Source organism: Kosakonia sp. ML.JS2a, from assembly GCF_025642095.1.
Classification (GTDB): Bacteria; Pseudomonadota; Gammaproteobacteria; order Enterobacterales; family Enterobacteriaceae.
On sequence record NZ_CP106754.1, the window covers coordinates 1,574,728 to 1,592,410 of the forward strand.

The window sequence follows — 17,683 nt, forward strand, 5'->3', positions numbered from 1 at the left end:
GATCTCTAAATGTGAATGGCACGATTACGCGGGATACCTACAAGAAGACCATTCCCTTATATAAGATGCCGGATGAGTATTTCATGATATTTTTGTATATTTCATTTTGGACTATTCAGGCCGCAATTCGATCTTTTTAGGAGTTTTCACGTAAAAATTTGCTGGTAACGCATGAGTGAAAATTATTAGTTTATTGGATAACGATTTTAATGTTATTTAAATAAATGCGTGAAGATGCCTTTGAAGCCAGTCAGTATGCGGTATTTAAATAGCGCTTAATTATTGAGCTTTGGTCCTGTAGTTTTATTCCCGGTTTGTCTGCTTTACGTAATGGTAATTCACTGGTTAAAATAAAAAAGCCCCGGCTTTTTAAATGGTGACACCCGGTCCGGCAAAGGGACTAATTCATTTAGGAGATATATGTTTATGTCTGAATCATTTCAGAACGAGATACCTTGCGCGCGCGTAAATATAAAATTGGATCTGGTTACTGGGGGAGCCCAGAAGAAGGTTGAACTCCCCCTGAAGCTTCTCAGTGTCGGTGACTACAGCAACGGCAAGGCGGAAGGGACGCTTTCGGAACGCGAAACAATCAACATCAATAAAAATAACTTCAACAGCGTTCTCGCTGATCTCAATCCCGAAGTAAACCTCACTGTTAAAAACACCCTCGCCAATGATGGCTCAGAAGAAAACGTGAAACTGGCCTTTCAGAATATGAAGGATTTTGAGCCAGAAGCGGTTGCGCGTCAAATTCCTCAGCTCCGTGCGATGCTCGCTATGCGTAATTTACTGCGTGATTTGAAATCCAATCTTCTGGATAACGTCACTTTCAGGAAAGAACTGGAGATTATATTAAAGGACCCTGCGCTTTCGGATGAACTGCGTAGTGAACTGAATGCACTTGCGCCGGCCCAGAATTAATTTCTGGAAACTTTTAACGGAATAATGACGAGTAAATGCTTATGTCAGTGAATAATGAATCTCAGAATCAGGCGGGCGGCACCACCATTGAAAAAACACTGCCTGCAGGCGGTGTGTATGCGTCGCTGTTCGACAAAATCAATTTAACACCGGTATCGAAACTCGGTGAACTGGATGGCTTTGAAGATAACACCGTGATGGCGGAAACCTCTGCCGATGCGCGCGTGACCGCCGCCGTTCAGGTCTTTATGCAGTGCCTGAAAAAATCAGGCCAGGCCGTCGACAAGCTCGATAAAGCCCTGCTTGACCATCATATTGCCGAACTGGATTTCCAGATAAGCCGTCAGCTTGATGAAGTGATGCACAATGATGAGTTCCAGAAAGTAGAATCCGTCTGGCGTGGGCTGAAATCACTGGTCGATAAAACCGACTTCCGCCAGAACGTGAAGCTGGAAATTCTCGACCTCTCCAAAGACGAACTGCGTCAGGACTTCGAAGATTCTCCGGAAATTATCCAGAGTGGCCTCTACAAGCAGACGTACATTGCGGAATACGACACCCCGGGCGGTGAACCTATTGCCGCGGTCATCTCAGCGTATGAGTTTGATGCTTCAGCCCAGGACGTGGCGCTGATGCGTAATATCTCCAAAGTATCTGCCGCTGCCCATATGCCGTTTATCGGTTCAGCGGGGCCGAAATTCTTCCAGAAGGAGTCGATGGAAGACGTCGCGGCCATCAAAGACATCGGTAACTACTTCGATCGCGCGGAGTACATTAAATGGAAAAGTTTCCGTCAGACTGACGACAGCCGCTACCTGGGCCTGGTCATGCCACGCGTGCTGGGTCGTCTGCCATATGGCCCGGACACCGTCCCGGTGCGCAGCTTCAACTACATCGAAGAAGTGAAGGGGCCGGATCACGACAAATACCTGTGGACCAACGCTTCCTTTGCGTTTGCGGCCAACATGGTGAAAAGCTTCATCAACAACGGCTGGTGCGTGCAAATTCGCGGTCCGCAGGCGGGCGGCGCAGTACAGGATCTGCCTATCCATCTGTATGATCTCGGTACCGGTAATCAGGTGAAGATCCCGTCCGAAGTGATGATCCCGGAAACCCGCGAATTCGAATTCGCCAACCTCGGCTTCATTCCCCTGTCGTACTACAAAAACCGCGACTACGCGTGCTTCTTCTCCGCCAACTCAACGCAGAAACCAGCGCTGTATGACACCTCTGATGCCACCGCGAACAGCCGTATCAACGCGCGTCTGCCGTACATCTTCCTGCTGTCACGTATCGCGCACTACCTGAAGCTGATTCAGCGTGAAAACATCGGCACCACCAAAGACCGCCGTCTGTTGGAGCTGGAGCTGAACACCTGGGTGCGCGGTCTGGTGACTGAAATGACCGATCCGGGCGACGAGCTGCAGGCTTCCCACCCGCTGCGCGACGCGAAGGTGATGGTGGAAGATATTGAGGATAATCCGGGCTTCTTCCGCGTGAAACTGTTCGCTGTCCCGCACTTCCAGGTGGAAGGCATGGACGTCAACCTGTCGCTGGTTTCCCAGATGCCGAAAGCCAGGTCTTAAGGCGAGGGACAATCAGGGATGAAAATATATCGCCCACTATGGGAGGACGGGGCTGCTCTGGCCCCGCAACAGTTCCAGCAGCAGGCTCGCTGGGACGCGCACATTGCCGATACGGTAGCAGGGATGGGGATTTCCCATCCCTGGGGCGTGGTAAGTGCTGAATTTGACGACGCCGCCCTGGCGTTATCACGGCTCAATGCCACCCGTCTGGTGGTTCGTTTCCATGATGGCACGACGGTAGATACTGAACTGGCAGACAATCTTCCGCCGGTCTGTGATGTATCTGCTGCACACGGCAACGAGGTCGTCGACGTGCTGGCAGCACTGCCGTTGCTGAGTGCCAGCGGCGGTAACCTGGATAACGGTCTGGACAGCGAGCGCCCGCGCCGCTGGAAAGCTGAACGCGTTGTGGTTCAGGAGTTGGCCGGGTATGAAAGTGGTGAACTGGCTATTCTGCGTAATGCCATCACGCTGCGTTTGTCCACGCAGGAAAACACCGCATACCTGACCTGTCCGGTGGCACGCCTGGTACGTAACGCGCAGGGACAGTGGAGCCGCGATTCCTCCTTTATCCCGCCGATGCTCTCGGTTGCGGCAAGCCCTGTGCTTGTGGCCGAACTGGGCGACCTGCTGGTCCGCCTACAGGCGCGGCGTAAGTGCCTGATGGCGATGCGGCGTGAAAGTAACGAGCGTCTGGCCGATTTTGCTGTGGCCGATGTTTCCCTGTTCTGGCTGCTTAATTCCCTGAACAGCGCCGAGCCGGTTCTGATCGAACTGCTGCAGACCCCGGGTCGTCATCCTGAGCTGCTTTATCGTGAACTGACCCGTCTGGCGGGCAGCCTGCTGACGTTTTCGCTGGAGCACGACGCCGGCGATATCCCAGCTTATCAGCACGATGCACCGGAACGGGTATTCCCGCCGTTGCTGGCTCTGCTCGATAAGCTGCTGGAAGCGAGTCTGCCGTCGCGGGTGCTGAGCATCCACCTGGAGCATCAGGATCAGATCTGGAAAGGTGCCCTGCACGATGCGCGTCTGCGCGAAGGGGCAGACTTCTACCTCTCCGTACGCTCCTCCATGCCAAACCACGAACTTCAGACGAAATTCCCGCAGCTGTGTAAAGCGGGCAGCTTTGATGATGTGTCCGACGTGGTGAATGTGGCCCTGAGCGGGATGGTTATCAAACCGCTGACCCATGTTCCTGCCGCTATCCCGTTGCGCCTTGAGAACCAGTATTTCTCGCTGGATCTGAGTACTGAGGCGGCTCGCGCAATGCTTGTGATGGGCAACTGCACCTTCTACACCCCGCGCTCACTGGGGGATGTAAATCTTGAACTCTTTGCGGTGCTGCGCTCATGAATAAATCCGAACTCAGCCAGATAGAACGTATTTTCTACCCGGGCTGGCTGATGGCTAGCCAGTTGCGCGGCGGTCAGGAAGTCCGTGACGGGGAGGGGCTCTACCGCCGGGCCTGCCGTCTGGTACAGGAGGCAAAAGCGGCGCTCACGGAGGCAGGTTACAATGACATCAGTCGTGACCATATGGTGTATGCCCTGTGTGCACTGCTTGATGAGAGTGTCCTGAACCGGGGAACCACCGACGATGGCTATCTGGCCTGGCGCCGTGACCCGCTGCAGGCACACTTCTTTGGCACCCTGAACGCCGGGGAGGAACTGTGGGAGCGGATCCGCAACCTGCTGAAAGAGTCCGCACCGGACACTGCCGTGCTGACCTGCATGTACCGAACCCTGCAACTGGGGTTTGTCGGCCAGTACCGGGCACAAGATGACGAACGCCGTGAAGACGTGGTCCGTGCGCTGGGTGAACGGGTGCCCGCCTTTACGCTTGCACAGGATGCACCCATCGTCGTCAGGGCTTCTCGTTTGCGTAGTGGTCATCGCTTGTACTGGCTGTCTTGGATCCTCGGGGCGGTGGTACTTGCTGCGCTGTGGTTCTTCCTCTCTTCCTCCCTCACCGAACTGGTGAGTCAGACGGTCAGACCGGGGTAAAGGATGCGTGATGTTTACCTGAGTCTGTTAACCGCCCTGGCGGGTGTGCTGGCGCTGTGCCTCATTCTGGGCTTCTGGCCGCTGTCGGTCGGGAGCCGTGTGGCGCTCAGCCTGCTGGTTGTTCTGGCGTGCGGGGCGATGCTCTGGTGTCAGCACCGGGCATCACAGCTGCGGGCGCAGGCGCTCAGGGAGATTGTGGACGAGAGTCTGCCTCCGGAAGATTTCCAGGGCGCAGTTGTTCTGGTGTGTGGTGATAACAGTGCGCTGTTTGCTGAGTCTGCACAGCATCGTGAAACCCGTCAGGGCTGGTATCTGCGGATAAAAGACGCAGAACAGCTGCCCTTGCTTGCCCAACACCTGAGTCAGATCCGCCCGGCGTTGGCGTCACAAATCTCTGTGTTACTGGCGATATTGCCTGAGCGCCATACCTCCGACGTCGATTTTACCCAGAGCCTGCGCGGCTGGCAGCGTGCGGTGGTGCAGTGCCGCGCCGCTCTTGACCGACTCCCGCCGCTGTGGACTGTGACCTGGCTGTCACCGCCAGCCGTCTGTGCTGACGCGGAACTGGTCTGGTTTACCACGGTCAGCCAGCGGAGTGGTGTTCAGGTATATCAGCCCGGTCAGGGCAATGTGTCACTGATGGAGTGGATCCGGGTGACAGGATCAGACGGACGCCTTTCGCGCCTGAGTCAGGGCCTGTGGCTGGACAGTCTGCTTGCCTGGCAAAACAGCGCGGTGACTGACCTGCTGTCGGTACGACAGGGCGAACCGCCGGTGATGAAGCCCTGCGTGCAGGGTATGTGCATGGTGCCGGTGAGTGGTATCGCGGGCAATCTCTGGCAACAACACATCACTTCCGTGACGGCGCTGCCACCGGATGCCGTTGTCACCACAGAGCCACTGCCGTTGCCTGAACTGCTGCTGCCGGCGTTACCGCGCCGACGTGGCGTAAGCCGCAGAATGGTGTTCTGGCGTTATGCCGGATTACTGGGCGGGATTTTCCTGGCACTCGCCATGCTGGCGTCGTGGGTGAACAACCAGCGCCTGATCCGCAGTGTCGGCGACCATCTTGCCTTATACCACCACCTCACCGGCACGCCGGTTGCGCCGAAACTCCGTGCCCAGCAGCGTCTGCGCGCCGATGGCGCACTGCTGGATGACTGGCAGCGTCGCGGGGAGCCTGTGCGCTATCGCCTCGGGCTGTATCAGGGGCTGCGTCTGGTGCCTGCTGTTGAAGCGGCCGTGAATGATTGGGCTCCGCCACCGCCACCCTCGCCAGTTATCAAAAAGATCGTACAGGGGCCAAAGACCATTCGCCTCGACAGTATGTCGCTGTTCGATTCCGGTCAATCGGCGCTGAAAGCGGGCTCCACCAAATTGCTGGTCAACTCGCTGGTGGGCATCAAGGCCAAACCGGGCTGGCTGATTGTGGTCGCCGGTCACACCGATAACACCGGCAACCCGCAGCTGAACCAGACGCTCTCTCAGAAACGTGCCGAAGCGGTGCGCAACTGGATGCGTGACACCGGTGACGTGCCGGAAAGCTGTTTTGCGGTGCAGGGCTATGGCGCAAGTCGCCCGGTCGCAACCAACGACACCCCGGAGGGCCGTGCGCTCAACCGCCGTGTCGAAATCAGTCTGGTACCGCAGGCCAACGCCTGCCAGATACCGGGCCACACACAGGCGTCATCGCAGGATGATGACGTTTCTCAACATTAATGGAGTAAATCCGATGGCAATTCCTGTTTATCTTTGGCTGAAAGACGACGGCGGCGCGGACATCAAGGGTTCTGTTGACGTACAGGACCGCGAAGGCAGCATCGAAGTGGTTGCACAGCAGCATAACCTGTACATCCCGACCGACAACAACACCGGCAAGCTGACCGGCACCCGTATCCACACCCCGTTCCTGTTCACCAAGGAAATCGACTCCTCCAGCCCGTATCTGTACAAGGCGGTGACCACCGGTCAGACCCTCAAGTCTGCGGAGTTCAAGTGGTACAAAATCAACGACGCGGGCCAGGAAGTTGAGTACTTCAACACCAAACTGGAAAACGTGAAAGTGGTGAAAGTGAACCCGGTGATGCACGACATCAAGGATCCTTCTTTCGAGAAGCACAACCACCTCGAGCAGATCGAACTGCGTTACGAAAAAATCACCTGGACCTACAAAGACGGCAACATCATTCATTCCGATTCCTGGAACGAACGCGCCACGGCGTAAGCCCGATGCGGACAGGGCCCTGTCCGCTTTTTTGCTGAGCGTTTGTTAACACGGGCGCTTTGCAAAGAATCACACAATCTGCCTGCCTGACCTGATGCGCTTTGGGTTCCTGATGAACAGGGAACAGCGAAGGGCGGTAGCGTGCCCGGGAACCAACAAGAGAGAGAAAAATGGAAAACTCAGCCGTCCTGTTACGTCGCCTCAATCCCTACTGCGCCCGCGGGCTGGAAGGTGCCGCCTCCCTGTGCCAGACCCGCACCCATGCCGAAATCCTGCCGGAGCACTGGCTGCTGAAGCTGTTTGAGCAGGGCGAAGGCGACCTCACCGTGCTGGCACGGCGTTATGAGTGGGATATGGACGGCATTTGGCAGGCGCTGCTGGGCTGGCTGGATAACCTTCCGCGCTCAGTGCGCAGCCGCCCGCAGCTGGCGGAATCTCTCAACTCGCTGCTGAAGCAGGCATGGATGGCCGCCTCATTACAGGGTGAAGAACAAATCCGCAGCCAGCATTTGCTGATGGCACTGATTGAAAGCCCGAAGCTGATCCACTGCGATGGCCTGTGGCCGCTGCTGACCCTGGGACAGAGCCAGCTTGAGCGCCTGCGTCCGCTACTGGATGCGCAGTCCGACGAGCGCCCGGAAGTGCAGCAGGAAGCTGAGCTGGTACAGTCCTCCGGTGGTGATGTGGAAATTATTGGCCGCCCGGTGGGTAGCGAAGTGAAAGAGGGCGAACTCAGCCCGGCATTACAGAATGCGCTGGATAAATTCACCCTCGACGTCACCGCCAAAGCGAAAGAAGGCAAGATTGATCCGGTGTTTGGCCGTGAGACTGAAATTCGCCAAATGGTAGATATTCTCTCCCGTCGTCGCAAGAACAACCCGATTCTGGTCGGCGAACCGGGCGTCGGCAAAACCGCGCTGGTAGAAGGCCTTGCACTCAGAATTGCCGAAGGCAACGTGCCGGAATCTCTCAAACCTGTCGTGCTGCGCACTCTGGATCTCGGCCTGCTACAGGCGGGCGCAGGCGTGAAGGGCGAGTTCGAACAGCGCCTGAAAAACGTCATCGACGCCGTGCAGCAGTCACCTACTCCGATTTTGTTGTTTATCGACGAAGCGCACACCATCATTGGCGCGGGCAACCAGGCGGGCGGCGCGGATGCGGCTAACCTGCTGAAACCGGCACTCGCCCGCGGCGAACTGCGCACCATCGCCGCGACCACCTGGTCCGAATACAAACAATACTTCGAGCGTGATGCCGCCCTGGAACGCCGCTTCCAGATGGTGAAAGTGGACGAGCCGGACGGCGATACTGCCTGCCTGATGCTGCGTGGCCTGAAGTCCCGCTACGCCGAGCACCATAACGTGCATATCACCGACGATGCGGTACGCGCCGCCGTCACGCTTTCCCGCCGTTATCTGACAGGCCGTCAGCTGCCGGACAAAGCGGTCGATTTACTCGATACCGCCGCCGCACGCGTGCGCATGAGCCTCGACACTGTGCCGGAACAGCTGACCCGCATCCGCTCGCAGATCACTTCTCTGGAGATGGAGAAGCAGGCGCTGCTGGAAGACATCGCCGTCGGCAGTCAGAGCCACGGCGAACGCCTGACGGCTATCGAGCAGGAAGAGAACGACCTGATTGTTGAACTCGGCGAACGGGAAACCCAGTACGGGCAGGAGCTGAAACTCACCGAACAACTACTTGAAAGCCGTCAGGATATCTCCCGTCAGCGCGAGACCCACGCGCTGCAACAGGAGCTGAACGGCATGCAGCACAGCAATTCGCTGCTCTGCGTTGATGTGGACGTGCGCACAGTCGCCACCGTGATTGCCGACTGGACAGGCGTGCCACTGTCTTCCCTGATGAAAGACGAACAGACCGAATTGCTGACCCTGGAAAATGAAATCGGCAAGCGCGTAGTCGGGCAGGATGTAGCACTGACCGCTATCGCCCAGCGCCTGCGCGCGGCGAAAACCGGCCTCACTTCCGAAAACGGTCCGCAGGGTGTGTTCCTGCTGGTCGGCCCGAGCGGCGTGGGGAAAACCGAAACCGCGCTGGCGCTGGCCGACGTGATGTACGGCGGTGAAAAGTCGCTGATTACCATCAACCTGTCTGAATACCAGGAGCCACACACCGTTTCCCAACTGAAAGGCTCGCCTCCGGGCTACGTCGGCTACGGTCAGGGCGGTATTCTCACCGAAGCCGTACGCAAGCGCCCGTACAGCGTGGTACTGCTGGATGAAGTGGAAAAAGCCCACCGCGATGTGATGAACCTGTTCTATCAGGTGTTCGACCGCGGCTTTATGCGCGATGGCGAAGGCCGCGAAATCGACTTCAGAAATACGGTCATTCTGATGACCTCCAACCTCGGCAGCGATCACTTAATGCAGCTGCTGGACGAACAGCCGGAAGCGACAGAAGGTGACCTGCACGAACTGCTGCGCCCGATATTGCGTGACCACTTCCAGCCAGCGCTGCTGGGCCGTTTCCAGACCGTGATTTACCGACCACTGGCGGAAGCCGCGATGCGTACCATCGTGGAAATGAAGCTCGCCCAAGTCAGCAAGCGCCTGCATCGTCACTACGGCCTGACCACGCATATTGAAGAAAGCCTGTATGACGCACTCACTTCTGCCTGTCTGCTGCCGGACACCGGTGCACGCAACGTCGACAGCTTACTTAACCAGCAGATTTTGCCGGTGCTGAGCCAACAGTTGCTGACTCATATGGCTGCGAAACAGAAACCGCACTCCCTGACGCTCGGCTGGAATGATGAAAAAGGGATTGGGCTTGAATTTTCAGGCGCGGCTGAACGCGAATCCGGAGGCAAGGAATGACCATTCATGATGCCAGCAAGAAGAAAAAGAAGGACGACAAGAAGCAGGACGATGATTCCGTCAGAAAGCTGACAACCGAGGAAATCGCCTTAGCCAGAACGGTATTCGGTAACCGGATCGATTACGAGAAGGTAAAAATCCATCGCGGTAGCTATCTGCCATTTGGGTTGCAGAATGAACATACCGCAATGACACCTAATGGTGAAATATATTTCCGGTATTGGTATCGCGATGACTTCTCAAAAAGTTTGCCATTTTTACGGCATTTATTTATTCATGAAATGAGTCATGTTTGGCAGAGAGAGCGGGGAATGAACGTCATTGCCAGAGGATTGATAAGCTGGTTGGTGAGCTATCGGTATGTGCTCGATGGACGACTGTTAAGCGAATATCCAATGGAACAACAAGCACAAGTAATTGCAGATAACTTTGCTTTGCAAAGTGAAGGGTATTACGGCTGGTTAAAGCTGAGGATTGATCAGAGTATAACGTTGGATGGCGATATTTCTGAGTCTGGCATTAAACAAGGGTATAAAAACGCGTTAAGAGGATTTCCATGGTAATTCCGATAACTTTTCGGGTTCTGCGAATAAGCCTGCTTGTTATTATATGTTTGCAAACCTTAACCGGATGTCCGGGGCCTGGCGACAGACTTGAGCCAGATGAAGAGGGGCATATCATTTTTAATAATGGGAGTGTTTGCTTCTCTGTCAATGGTGGTGATGACTATGTATTAAAGTACATATCTATTAATCCTCGGGGAACAAACCCCAAAGATGAAAAGATAATATTCAGCCCACAGTTACGGATAAGTAATAAATTGCTTTGTATTCCACCATCGTTTTATAAGTTCAATAAAGATGGCCAGTATTTCATTCAAGCCAGCTTTGCCTCTTTAAGGCATGCAGACCGTCCTCGACGTATTGTTTCAGCGCTGGAGGTGAGTAAAGGCGTGGTTCATAGCATACGACCCAACGATATGGAGATCCTAAGGCCGTATGATGAAATGATTAAGAATTGATGAATAGCAGTATCGGAGTCAAGTAATGAAAGTAACTTACTTTATTATGCTCGTTATTGCCGTCGTTCTGTCTGTTTTGGATAGCTTTATATTCAAGTCTGTTAAGCACGTAATACCGATTAGCAATGATGGCAAATACAGCATGAACAATTTTGAAATGACCGTATAACTGATTAAAGCCCTTGTTACGCTCGCTGTCGGGGCTGGAATTGTAATAACTTTTTTCGTACTCGCTGAGTACTTAAACCTGTTACTTGACCTCTGGCAATAAAGTCATGGACTGCAGGTTATCCCATGGAGTCAATATCATGAGTCTGACAGATACGCTTAAGAACACCCTGTCTGCGCTAACTGAAGGCGGACTGAACCGCTACCGCCTGGATATTCCGTCCTGCACAGCCTCACTGGATGTGGAAGAGTTTAACGGTAAGGAGTTCATGAGTGAGCTTTATTACTACGAAATTATCTTTACCAGCAGCGATCAGAATATCAGTTCAGCGCAACTGTTGACTAAGCCTGCCACGCTGACCATGGGAACAGGGCCACTGATGGGGCTGACCGGGCAGAAAGTGGTGCATGGCGTGGTGACGCATTTTAAGCGTATCAGTGGTTCACGTGACCAGGCGACGTACCAGATTATTATTGAGCCGTTCCTGTCTTTGCTGCGCAAGCAATTCCGTACCCACCGTTTTTTCGTCAACAAGTCGGTACCGGAAGTCGTCACCGAAGTATTGCAGGAGCATGGTCTGAAAGGCTGGGAGTATGAGTTTACCCTCAAAGCCGACTATCTGAAGCGTGAACAGATTAACCAGTACAAGGAAAATGACCTCGCGTTTATTGAGCGTCTGCTGGCCGAAGTGGGGATTTTCTACTTCTTTACCCTGCAACCTGACACCCAGACCGAAGTGGTGCATTTCGCAGACAAGCAGAGCGCATGGACGTTCGGTAAGTCTCTGCCGCTCAGCAGCCCATCGGGAATGAGTGACAATGCAGCGGACTCTGTATGGGGGGTAAACGTCCGACAGAACGTGGTTGAGCGCTCTGTCACTGCCAGTGACTATAACCATCGTGAAGCTCAAAACATCCTGACTTCTGTACCGGCGGACATGACCCGTGGCGACGGTGACGGTGTTACCTATGGTGAGGTCTATCACTACCTGCCGCGTCATCTTGAACGTGGCGATAAAATCACACCTTCAGCAGAAACTGGCAACTTCTGGGCTCGCCTTGAGCACGAGCGTTTTCTGTCCGGACAGACGGCAATCAGCGGGTTCAGCAATGATGCCCTGCTTTCACCGGCCCAGGTGCTGACCATCAGTGAACGTGTGGTACCGCCGACACTGCCATCAGAAACGGACAACGGCATAATCATTACCCGCACGGGCTATATAGCCAGTCGTAAAGATGCCTTGATCGTGATGTGGGAGGGGATGCCTTACTACGAGAACCGCTGCTGGCGTCCTGCCGCTAAAAAGCGCCCGGTGGTCAGCGGCACGCTGATGGCGCGCGTGACCAGCGCCAAAGATAACGATATTTACGCATGGCAGGATGCATCCGGCATGTACCGGGTGAAATTTGATGCCGACCGTGATGACAAAAAGCAGGGCATGGAAAGTATGCCGGTGCGCTTTGCCAGGCCTTACGGTGGTGATAAGTACGGCTTCCACTTCCCGCTGATCCAGGGCACTGAAGTCGCCATTGCATTCCATGAAGGCGATCCCGATCGCCCGTATATAGCTCACGCTCTGCACGACTCCCGCCACGTTGACCACGTCACTGAGGCCAACAGCACACGCAATGTTATCCGCACCGCAGGCCTGAACAAGCTGCGGATGGAAGACAAGCGCGGTGAAGAGCACATCAAGCTCAGTACGGAGTATGGCGGCAAAACCCAACTCAATTTAGGCCACAACGTGGATGCCTCCCGCGAACTACGCGGTGAAGGTGCTGAGCTGCGTACTGACCGACATGTTTCCATCCGGGGTGGTGCCGGGGTGTTTATCACTGCAGATAAGCAGCCGTTTGCCGGGGACAAAATGCTTTCCATGCAGGAGGCGATAGCCCAGCTCGAGAATGCACTGAGTATTGCCCGAAGCATGTCAGACGCGGCTGAAACTGCGCAGGCGCTACCTGCTGATATTCAGAGCCAGGTGAAGTTGACTGATGCCCTCAAAGATCTCGCGCAGCCAGGGATGGTGTTAAATGCACCTGAAGGTGTAAGCATTACCAGTCCGCAGGCAGTGCGTATGGCCTCGGGAAGCGCCAGCGTCGGGATTATGTCCCAACAAAACACTGACATCAGTGCACTTAAGCGCTTTACTGTGGCTGCGGGTGAAGCCGTGAGTATGCTGGCCCGTAAGGCCGGGATGAAACTCTTTGCCGCTAAGGGCAAAGTAGAAATTCAGGCTCAGGATGATGCGCTTGATGCGATAGCCAAAAAGGATGTGACCGTAACCAGCACGGAAGGGCGAGTTGAAATCACGGCGGCGAAAGATGTCGTGCTGAAAAATCTGGATGGGTCGTTCATCCAACTTCAGGGTAAGAATATTATTCTGGGCTGTGAAGGTAATATCCTGTGGAAATGTGCCAATGCGCAGAAAATGGGTAGTGTAAGCATGAGTAGTGTTATGCCCCAGTTTCCATCTGGATATAGTGGGAAATTTACGGCATCGTCTGATGCAGGTGTTCCAGTTGCAGCTGCGGCATACATGCTGACATCGAGTAATGGGCAGAAATTATTTGGTAGAACAGACGAGAACGGTGAAACAGTCCCAGTTTACTCATCAAACCCGAATGAGCCTTTTGAACTTGAAATGATTCAAAGTGATTATTGGTACGATAGTGAGAATATTGTGGATAGAGTACATTGTTCATCATTTTCAGATATGTCATTCCTGGATGATGGTTGTCAATGCAGTGATTGTGAGGGAAATAAAAGTGTGTGATATGGCTTTTAAGTTTAAATCTTTGTTATGCATGTTGCTGGCTCCATTTTTTTCTTTTGCTAGTGGCACATGGAATGCTAAATCAGCACAAATGCAATGTGGCTCAGCTTTGGTAACGGTCAGTGCTGAATGCCAGGTGAATCAAAAAAGCCGAGCGGAGAATATATGCAAAAATTATCAATTGGAAATAAAAAACGGTACGAATAATAAAGAGTTTTCTTTGCCATACATCCCGAATAGCCAAAAAGTCCTCCTGGAAGGACAGGGTTATTCCTTTAATGATGTAGTTAAGCCTGGTGATTGGGTCCCCTCCACAATGAAATGCTATGACAATGAAAATATTGTGATCGGATACCATCTAGGGTTGGATGAAGAGGAGAGCGTAAAGGGTTCATTGTTGTCCTATATTGACGCCCCATTTATTGATCTTTCAGGTAACTTTATTACAGGTAACAAGCTTTCTGAGCTTAGAACTCGAGAGATAAAAAAACCATACGATAATACAAATATAGACTTTATTAACAATCGCTGAGGTATGGTATGTCTGATTTATATGAGTATTTAAATGCCAAGAAGGGAAAAGCATATTTTGATGATCAGATTAAGCCATTTTCGCTAATCTCACTCTATCCGGATATAGATACATCCCGAAAGCTAAGAGGTAACAGCCGTACAACAGGAGATGCTGATAAAGATGTTCAGGATGCTATTATAGATATGATAATTACCATAGCTGTCCGCTATGGATTAAGTTATAAAGAGATATCATATATATTATTAACAACTAAAGTCGAGTCCGGGTTTAACCCCGATGCGGCAGCAGGGACTACTAGCGCAGCTGGTTTAGCACAAGGAACAGTTGGTTTTATCAAAGATGCATTGACACAATCTGAAGACATTCTTGGTTTTCAGCTAGATCTTCGTAATGAAGAAGTTTTTGAAGCTGAAAAAGGATGTTATGCGGTAATTTATTCCTTTTTACTTAACAAATCGAAGGTGATGGAGAGCTACACATCAGATCAAAGTGAATACTGGGAGTGGCTTTATTTACTGCATCATGATGGTGCCTATAGCTTAGGGAAATATCTTGATGGTACACGTGAGAAAAGTTCAGATGGCAAGAAGTGGGCGCTTTATATAACTAAGCGTTTATCAGCTGTGGAAGGGTTGCTAAAAAATACTGAAGTTAATACTAAATTTAAACTGTCTACGGGAAATAACACAGCATTCAAGAACAAAAATTATATTGCTGCAATCTCTCCATTTCCAAGTTCAACATGCCCAAATTTAGTGTCAGACTATGAGAAATCTCTGGTTTTTATCAAAGGTGTGACTGATGCAAACGGGATGACTGAATCAGTCAATGCTATCGCAGGTTCAGAAATTGTGTTTACTATTCTTGCTGATAATTACAAAGATTTAGCTAAAGCAACTGGTGGAAAAGACACCGATGAAAAGCATAAGACTCTAACTTATACCGTTAAGAAAGGTGACACTTTATCAGCAATAGCTAAGAGTCATGGCGTATCAGTTGAGAAGCTAGCAAGAGTTAATAAGATTCATAACGTAAACATGTTACGCGTGGGTGCTAAATTGAAAATGCCTGACGGTAATCAAAACCATGGGTATGTTAGCCGCTATGTTTCTGAACAAACCAAAAAGGAGATTCTCAAAAATGTTGGAATTGAAAATGCTAATGCTAAAGCAGCTATAGAATATTCAAGAAGTCATGTTGTGTTGCCTAAAGGAAGTAAGTCTGCGGACTCGGAAAAGAAAAGCAATGTAATTCATATTAAAACTACGACGACGGACAAGTCTGTTGCTCGTAGGAGTAAAAGTGATCCAGAGAAGCATCAGACTACTTCCGATGGGAAAGCTAAAAATGTTTCTGTTGATAAAGACTTTGAGCCGGTTGTGGATTTTTCTAAAGATATTCCTCTCAGCTTGAAAAATCTGGTAACCAATCATTCTCTTGATATTATAAAAGGAATAATGAAATCGTCAGGGGTTCATAAAATCATGATAACTAGTACGTTACGTTCTGTTGAAAAACAAGTGAATGCGATGTACGGTAATATGCAAAGCAAGGGGATAGATTCACAGTTAGCATATTATGCTAAAGCTGGGAGAGAGGTCATTAAAGCGGCCATAGATGCCGGTGGGAATGATCATGGCAAAACAGCAGCAGTTAAAGCCGCTATGACAGAAAAAGTAATTCAACTTCAAAGCGAGGGGCGATTAGTATCACGTCACTGTGTTTCAGAAGAAATGTATGCTGAGAGAAATGTATTTGATATTAGTAAAAACCTATCAAGTAAACGAAGTGTGTTATTAGCCTTTGATAAGGCTCTTACGGAATATGCTGCCAATAATGATGGTTTTAAATACATCAGCCCGTTTTTGCATAGCGGCGAGCCGGCGTTCCATGTGGAGATTGTACAATGAAAATATTTTTAGCGATTTTTCTGTTTCTTTTTCCTTTTTTTTCAAATGCAAGCGATTTTTCTTTAGAACCTGGATTATACCATCTCGAATGGGCATATGGACCTAGTGATAATTATAAAACTGTAGCTGGCGTTGTTGGGGATATTGATGAGGTTGACGGGTTTTATTATTTAAAAAATAAAATTGATGACCAGTCCAATGATGAAGTATATATTGTAATCAATAAGGGTTCTGGCGCTGTTTTCTTCAAGCATGAAGAAATTGAAGGTGGGCCAACTATTGGGTGGGCAAACATTCAATTGAATGATGAATCGATATTAATTGATACTCCAACCACGAAAAATTTTTATGATAATACCGATGGCGATAGTGATCGTGACATAAAATATAAGGTGGGTGTTAAATTTGCGGGGAATAAGAAAACTAAAAACACATCTGAAATTGCTCCTATAGAAATTTTAAAAAATGATGTTTTCAAGATCGACTGTTCTGAATATTTTAAATCAAACGAAGAACACGGAAGTAAAGTGAAAAAAAATGATCCAATGGAAGACTATAGTAGTAGTGTTTTATTGAGTAGTGATGGATTGTGTAACGCCACTTTAAATAAGAATAATAAAATTGAAGTGTTAAATGGTTGGATGCTTTTCAAAAGAATTAACTAAATTATCTATCCGTAAAGTATGCGCGGCTCATTCTATATTGAGATGGGGTTATGTTTAAGTTAATGTCCTTCCTTGCTTTGTTTTTACCTGTCATTGCATCCAGTAATGGCATCAAAATAAAAGATGGTTTGTATTATGGTTACTGGGTTTATAAAAATAAGGGAGAGTTAAAAGAATACGGTGTCTTGGCTAACAATCCAAGAAAAGATGCTGGTGAATACATTTTAAGTCCCGTACCTGAACTTTCCGCTACTGATGAAATATACATTCAAATAAAGGATAATGTACCTACTATATTCTTTTATCATGAAAGTGGCGATGCCTATTTAAATGTTGTAGGGTGGGCGGGTGCTAATTTTTCAGGGGGCGAAATGATTGTTTCAGCAAACACTATTCTCTTTTTAAAAGAAGATTCGAAAGAACGTATTTCTGTTGGCGATAAATTCAATGGTAAAGTTGTTCGCCTTGATATTGGAGAGAAGGCATCGATAAAAGATATCAATGGTAAAGGGTTTAGAATTGATTGTAATCAATATTTAAAAGCTAATAATTATGTGGAAACGGGGCTTCCTAATGTTGAGGAGCCAGATCCATCAGGCAGGAAAGATATATTGGTCGGATATCCTGCTACAGTTTTCGCCGTCGGTGAACTCGGCATCTGTTCTGCATTCCTCGATAATGATGTTGTTCCACAAATCAAAAAAGGGTGGATTCAGGTCCGTCGACTCAATTAAAACATACAATCTAATTTGTTAGGTGTGATATGTCCAAAGGATTTGTATTACTCGGAGATAAAACTACTCACGGCGGCGAGGTTACTTCTGCATCTTCGACCATGATCGTTAATGGAAAAAAAGTGGCACTTGTTGGAGATGAAGTTAATTGCCCTGTCGAAGGGCATGGTGTCAATACCATTATCGAAGGATCTCCGGAATGGATCTCTGATGGGAAGTCCGTTGTTGTTGATGGCTGTGAATGTGAATGTGGTTGTCATGTTATCTCCAGTGCACCGGATTGTTCAGTAGGATAA

At 50.4% G+C, this 17,683-nt stretch carries 15 protein-coding genes; all 15 read left to right on the forward strand.

The features are described 5' to 3' along the window. The first annotated feature begins 426 nt into the window (after nt 1–426). The gene (tssB, locus tag N7922_RS07650; protein ID WP_263099960.1) at nt 427–924 is read left to right on the forward strand and encodes a type VI secretion system contractile sheath small subunit; all 498 of its coding nucleotides are present in this window, start codon (nt 427–429) and stop codon (nt 922–924) included. Nucleotides 925–959: 35 nt separating this feature from the next. After that, the gene (gene tssC / locus N7922_RS07655) at nt 960–2,510 is read left to right on the forward strand and encodes a type VI secretion system contractile sheath large subunit (protein WP_263099961.1); all 1,551 of its coding nucleotides are present in this window, start codon (nt 960–962) and stop codon (nt 2,508–2,510) included. Between the two features lie 18 nt (nt 2,511–2,528). Next, complete coding sequence (gene tssK, locus N7922_RS07660; RefSeq protein ID WP_263099962.1) at nt 2,529–3,866, forward strand: type VI secretion system baseplate subunit TssK; 1,338 nt, start codon at nt 2,529–2,531, stop codon at nt 3,864–3,866. Then, on the forward strand, nt 3,863–4,516 hold the full coding sequence (gene tssL / locus N7922_RS07665) for a type VI secretion system protein TssL, short form (protein WP_263099963.1): 654 nt from the start codon (nt 3,863–3,865) through the stop codon (nt 4,514–4,516). Before tssK ends, tssL begins: the two co-directional genes overlap by 4 nt. 3 nt (nt 4,517–4,519) lie before the next feature. Further along, nucleotides 4,520–6,235: an OmpA family protein gene (locus N7922_RS07670; RefSeq protein ID WP_263099964.1), complete on the forward strand. Its 1,716-nt coding sequence runs from the start codon at nt 4,520–4,522 to the stop codon at nt 6,233–6,235. A gap of 13 nt (nt 6,236–6,248) precedes the next feature. After that, on the forward strand, nt 6,249–6,740 hold the full coding sequence (gene hcp / locus N7922_RS07675) for a type VI secretion system effector Hcp (RefSeq protein ID WP_028019678.1): 492 nt from the start codon (nt 6,249–6,251) through the stop codon (nt 6,738–6,740). 170 nt (nt 6,741–6,910) lie between these two features. Beyond that, nucleotides 6,911–9,577: a type VI secretion system ATPase TssH gene (tssH, locus tag N7922_RS07680; RefSeq protein ID WP_263099965.1), complete on the forward strand. Its 2,667-nt coding sequence runs from the start codon at nt 6,911–6,913 to the stop codon at nt 9,575–9,577. Then, nucleotides 9,574–10,140, forward strand: coding sequence for a type IV secretion protein Rhs (locus tag N7922_RS07685; protein ID WP_263099966.1), 567 nt, complete (start codon nt 9,574–9,576; stop codon nt 10,138–10,140). Before tssH ends, N7922_RS07685 begins: the two co-directional genes overlap by 4 nt. Then, a complete protein-coding gene (locus tag N7922_RS07690; RefSeq protein ID WP_263099967.1) occupies nt 10,134–10,598 on the forward strand; it encodes a putative T6SS immunity periplasmic lipoprotein in 465 nt (154 codons plus the stop codon). The genes N7922_RS07685 and N7922_RS07690 overlap by 7 nt, the downstream gene beginning before the upstream one ends. A 308-nt stretch (nt 10,599–10,906) precedes the next feature. Continuing rightward, the gene (locus N7922_RS07695; RefSeq protein WP_263099968.1) at nt 10,907–13,543 is read left to right on the forward strand and encodes a type VI secretion system Vgr family protein; all 2,637 of its coding nucleotides are present in this window, start codon (nt 10,907–10,909) and stop codon (nt 13,541–13,543) included. Between the two features lies 1 nt (nt 13,544). After that, nucleotides 13,545–14,075 carry a hypothetical protein gene (locus tag N7922_RS07700; protein ID WP_263099969.1) on the forward strand — a complete coding sequence of 177 codons (531 nt, stop codon included), beginning with the start codon at nt 13,545–13,547 and terminating at the stop codon, nt 14,073–14,075. Between the two features lie 8 nt (nt 14,076–14,083). Then, the gene (locus N7922_RS07705) at nt 14,084–15,988 is read left to right on the forward strand and encodes a LysM peptidoglycan-binding domain-containing protein (RefSeq protein WP_263099970.1); all 1,905 of its coding nucleotides are present in this window, start codon (nt 14,084–14,086) and stop codon (nt 15,986–15,988) included. Next, nucleotides 15,985–16,653: a hypothetical protein gene (locus tag N7922_RS07710; RefSeq protein WP_263099971.1), complete on the forward strand. Its 669-nt coding sequence runs from the start codon at nt 15,985–15,987 to the stop codon at nt 16,651–16,653. The genes N7922_RS07705 and N7922_RS07710 overlap by 4 nt, the downstream gene beginning before the upstream one ends. A 50-nt stretch (nt 16,654–16,703) precedes the next feature. Beyond that, nucleotides 16,704–17,387 (forward strand): hypothetical protein, encoded by a 684-nt coding sequence (locus N7922_RS07715; protein ID WP_263099972.1) that lies wholly within the window; start codon nt 16,704–16,706, stop codon nt 17,385–17,387. Between the two features lie 29 nt (nt 17,388–17,416). Further along, a complete protein-coding gene (locus N7922_RS07720; RefSeq protein ID WP_263099973.1) occupies nt 17,417–17,683 on the forward strand; it encodes a PAAR domain-containing protein in 267 nt (88 codons plus the stop codon).

Excerpts from the sequence above, each read along its gene's own strand:
- tssB (WP_263099960.1), top strand. The coding sequence starts at position 427 with ATGTCTGAATCATTTCAGAACGAGATACCTTGCGCGCGCGTAAATATA.
- tssC (WP_263099961.1), top strand. The coding sequence starts at position 960 with ATGCTTATGTCAGTGAATAATGAATCTCAGAATCAGGCGGGCGGCACC.
- tssK (WP_263099962.1), top strand. The coding sequence starts at position 2,529 with ATGAAAATATATCGCCCACTATGGGAGGACGGGGCTGCTCTGGCCCCG.
- tssL (WP_263099963.1), top strand. The coding sequence starts at position 3,863 with ATGAATAAATCCGAACTCAGCCAGATAGAACGTATTTTCTACCCGGGC.
- N7922_RS07670 (WP_263099964.1), top strand. The coding sequence starts at position 4,520 with ATGCGTGATGTTTACCTGAGTCTGTTAACCGCCCTGGCGGGTGTGCTG.
- hcp (WP_028019678.1), top strand. The coding sequence starts at position 6,249 with ATGGCAATTCCTGTTTATCTTTGGCTGAAAGACGACGGCGGCGCGGAC.
- tssH (WP_263099965.1), top strand. The coding sequence starts at position 6,911 with ATGGAAAACTCAGCCGTCCTGTTACGTCGCCTCAATCCCTACTGCGCC.
- N7922_RS07685 (WP_263099966.1), top strand. The coding sequence starts at position 9,574 with ATGACCATTCATGATGCCAGCAAGAAGAAAAAGAAGGACGACAAGAAG.
- N7922_RS07690 (WP_263099967.1), top strand. The coding sequence starts at position 10,134 with ATGGTAATTCCGATAACTTTTCGGGTTCTGCGAATAAGCCTGCTTGTT.
- N7922_RS07695 (WP_263099968.1), top strand. The coding sequence starts at position 10,907 with ATGAGTCTGACAGATACGCTTAAGAACACCCTGTCTGCGCTAACTGAA.
- N7922_RS07700 (WP_263099969.1), top strand. The coding sequence starts at position 13,545 with ATGGCTTTTAAGTTTAAATCTTTGTTATGCATGTTGCTGGCTCCATTT.
- N7922_RS07705 (WP_263099970.1), top strand. The coding sequence starts at position 14,084 with ATGTCTGATTTATATGAGTATTTAAATGCCAAGAAGGGAAAAGCATAT.
- N7922_RS07710 (WP_263099971.1), top strand. The coding sequence starts at position 15,985 with ATGAAAATATTTTTAGCGATTTTTCTGTTTCTTTTTCCTTTTTTTTCA.
- N7922_RS07715 (WP_263099972.1), top strand. The coding sequence starts at position 16,704 with ATGTTTAAGTTAATGTCCTTCCTTGCTTTGTTTTTACCTGTCATTGCA.
- N7922_RS07720 (WP_263099973.1), top strand. The coding sequence starts at position 17,417 with ATGTCCAAAGGATTTGTATTACTCGGAGATAAAACTACTCACGGCGGC.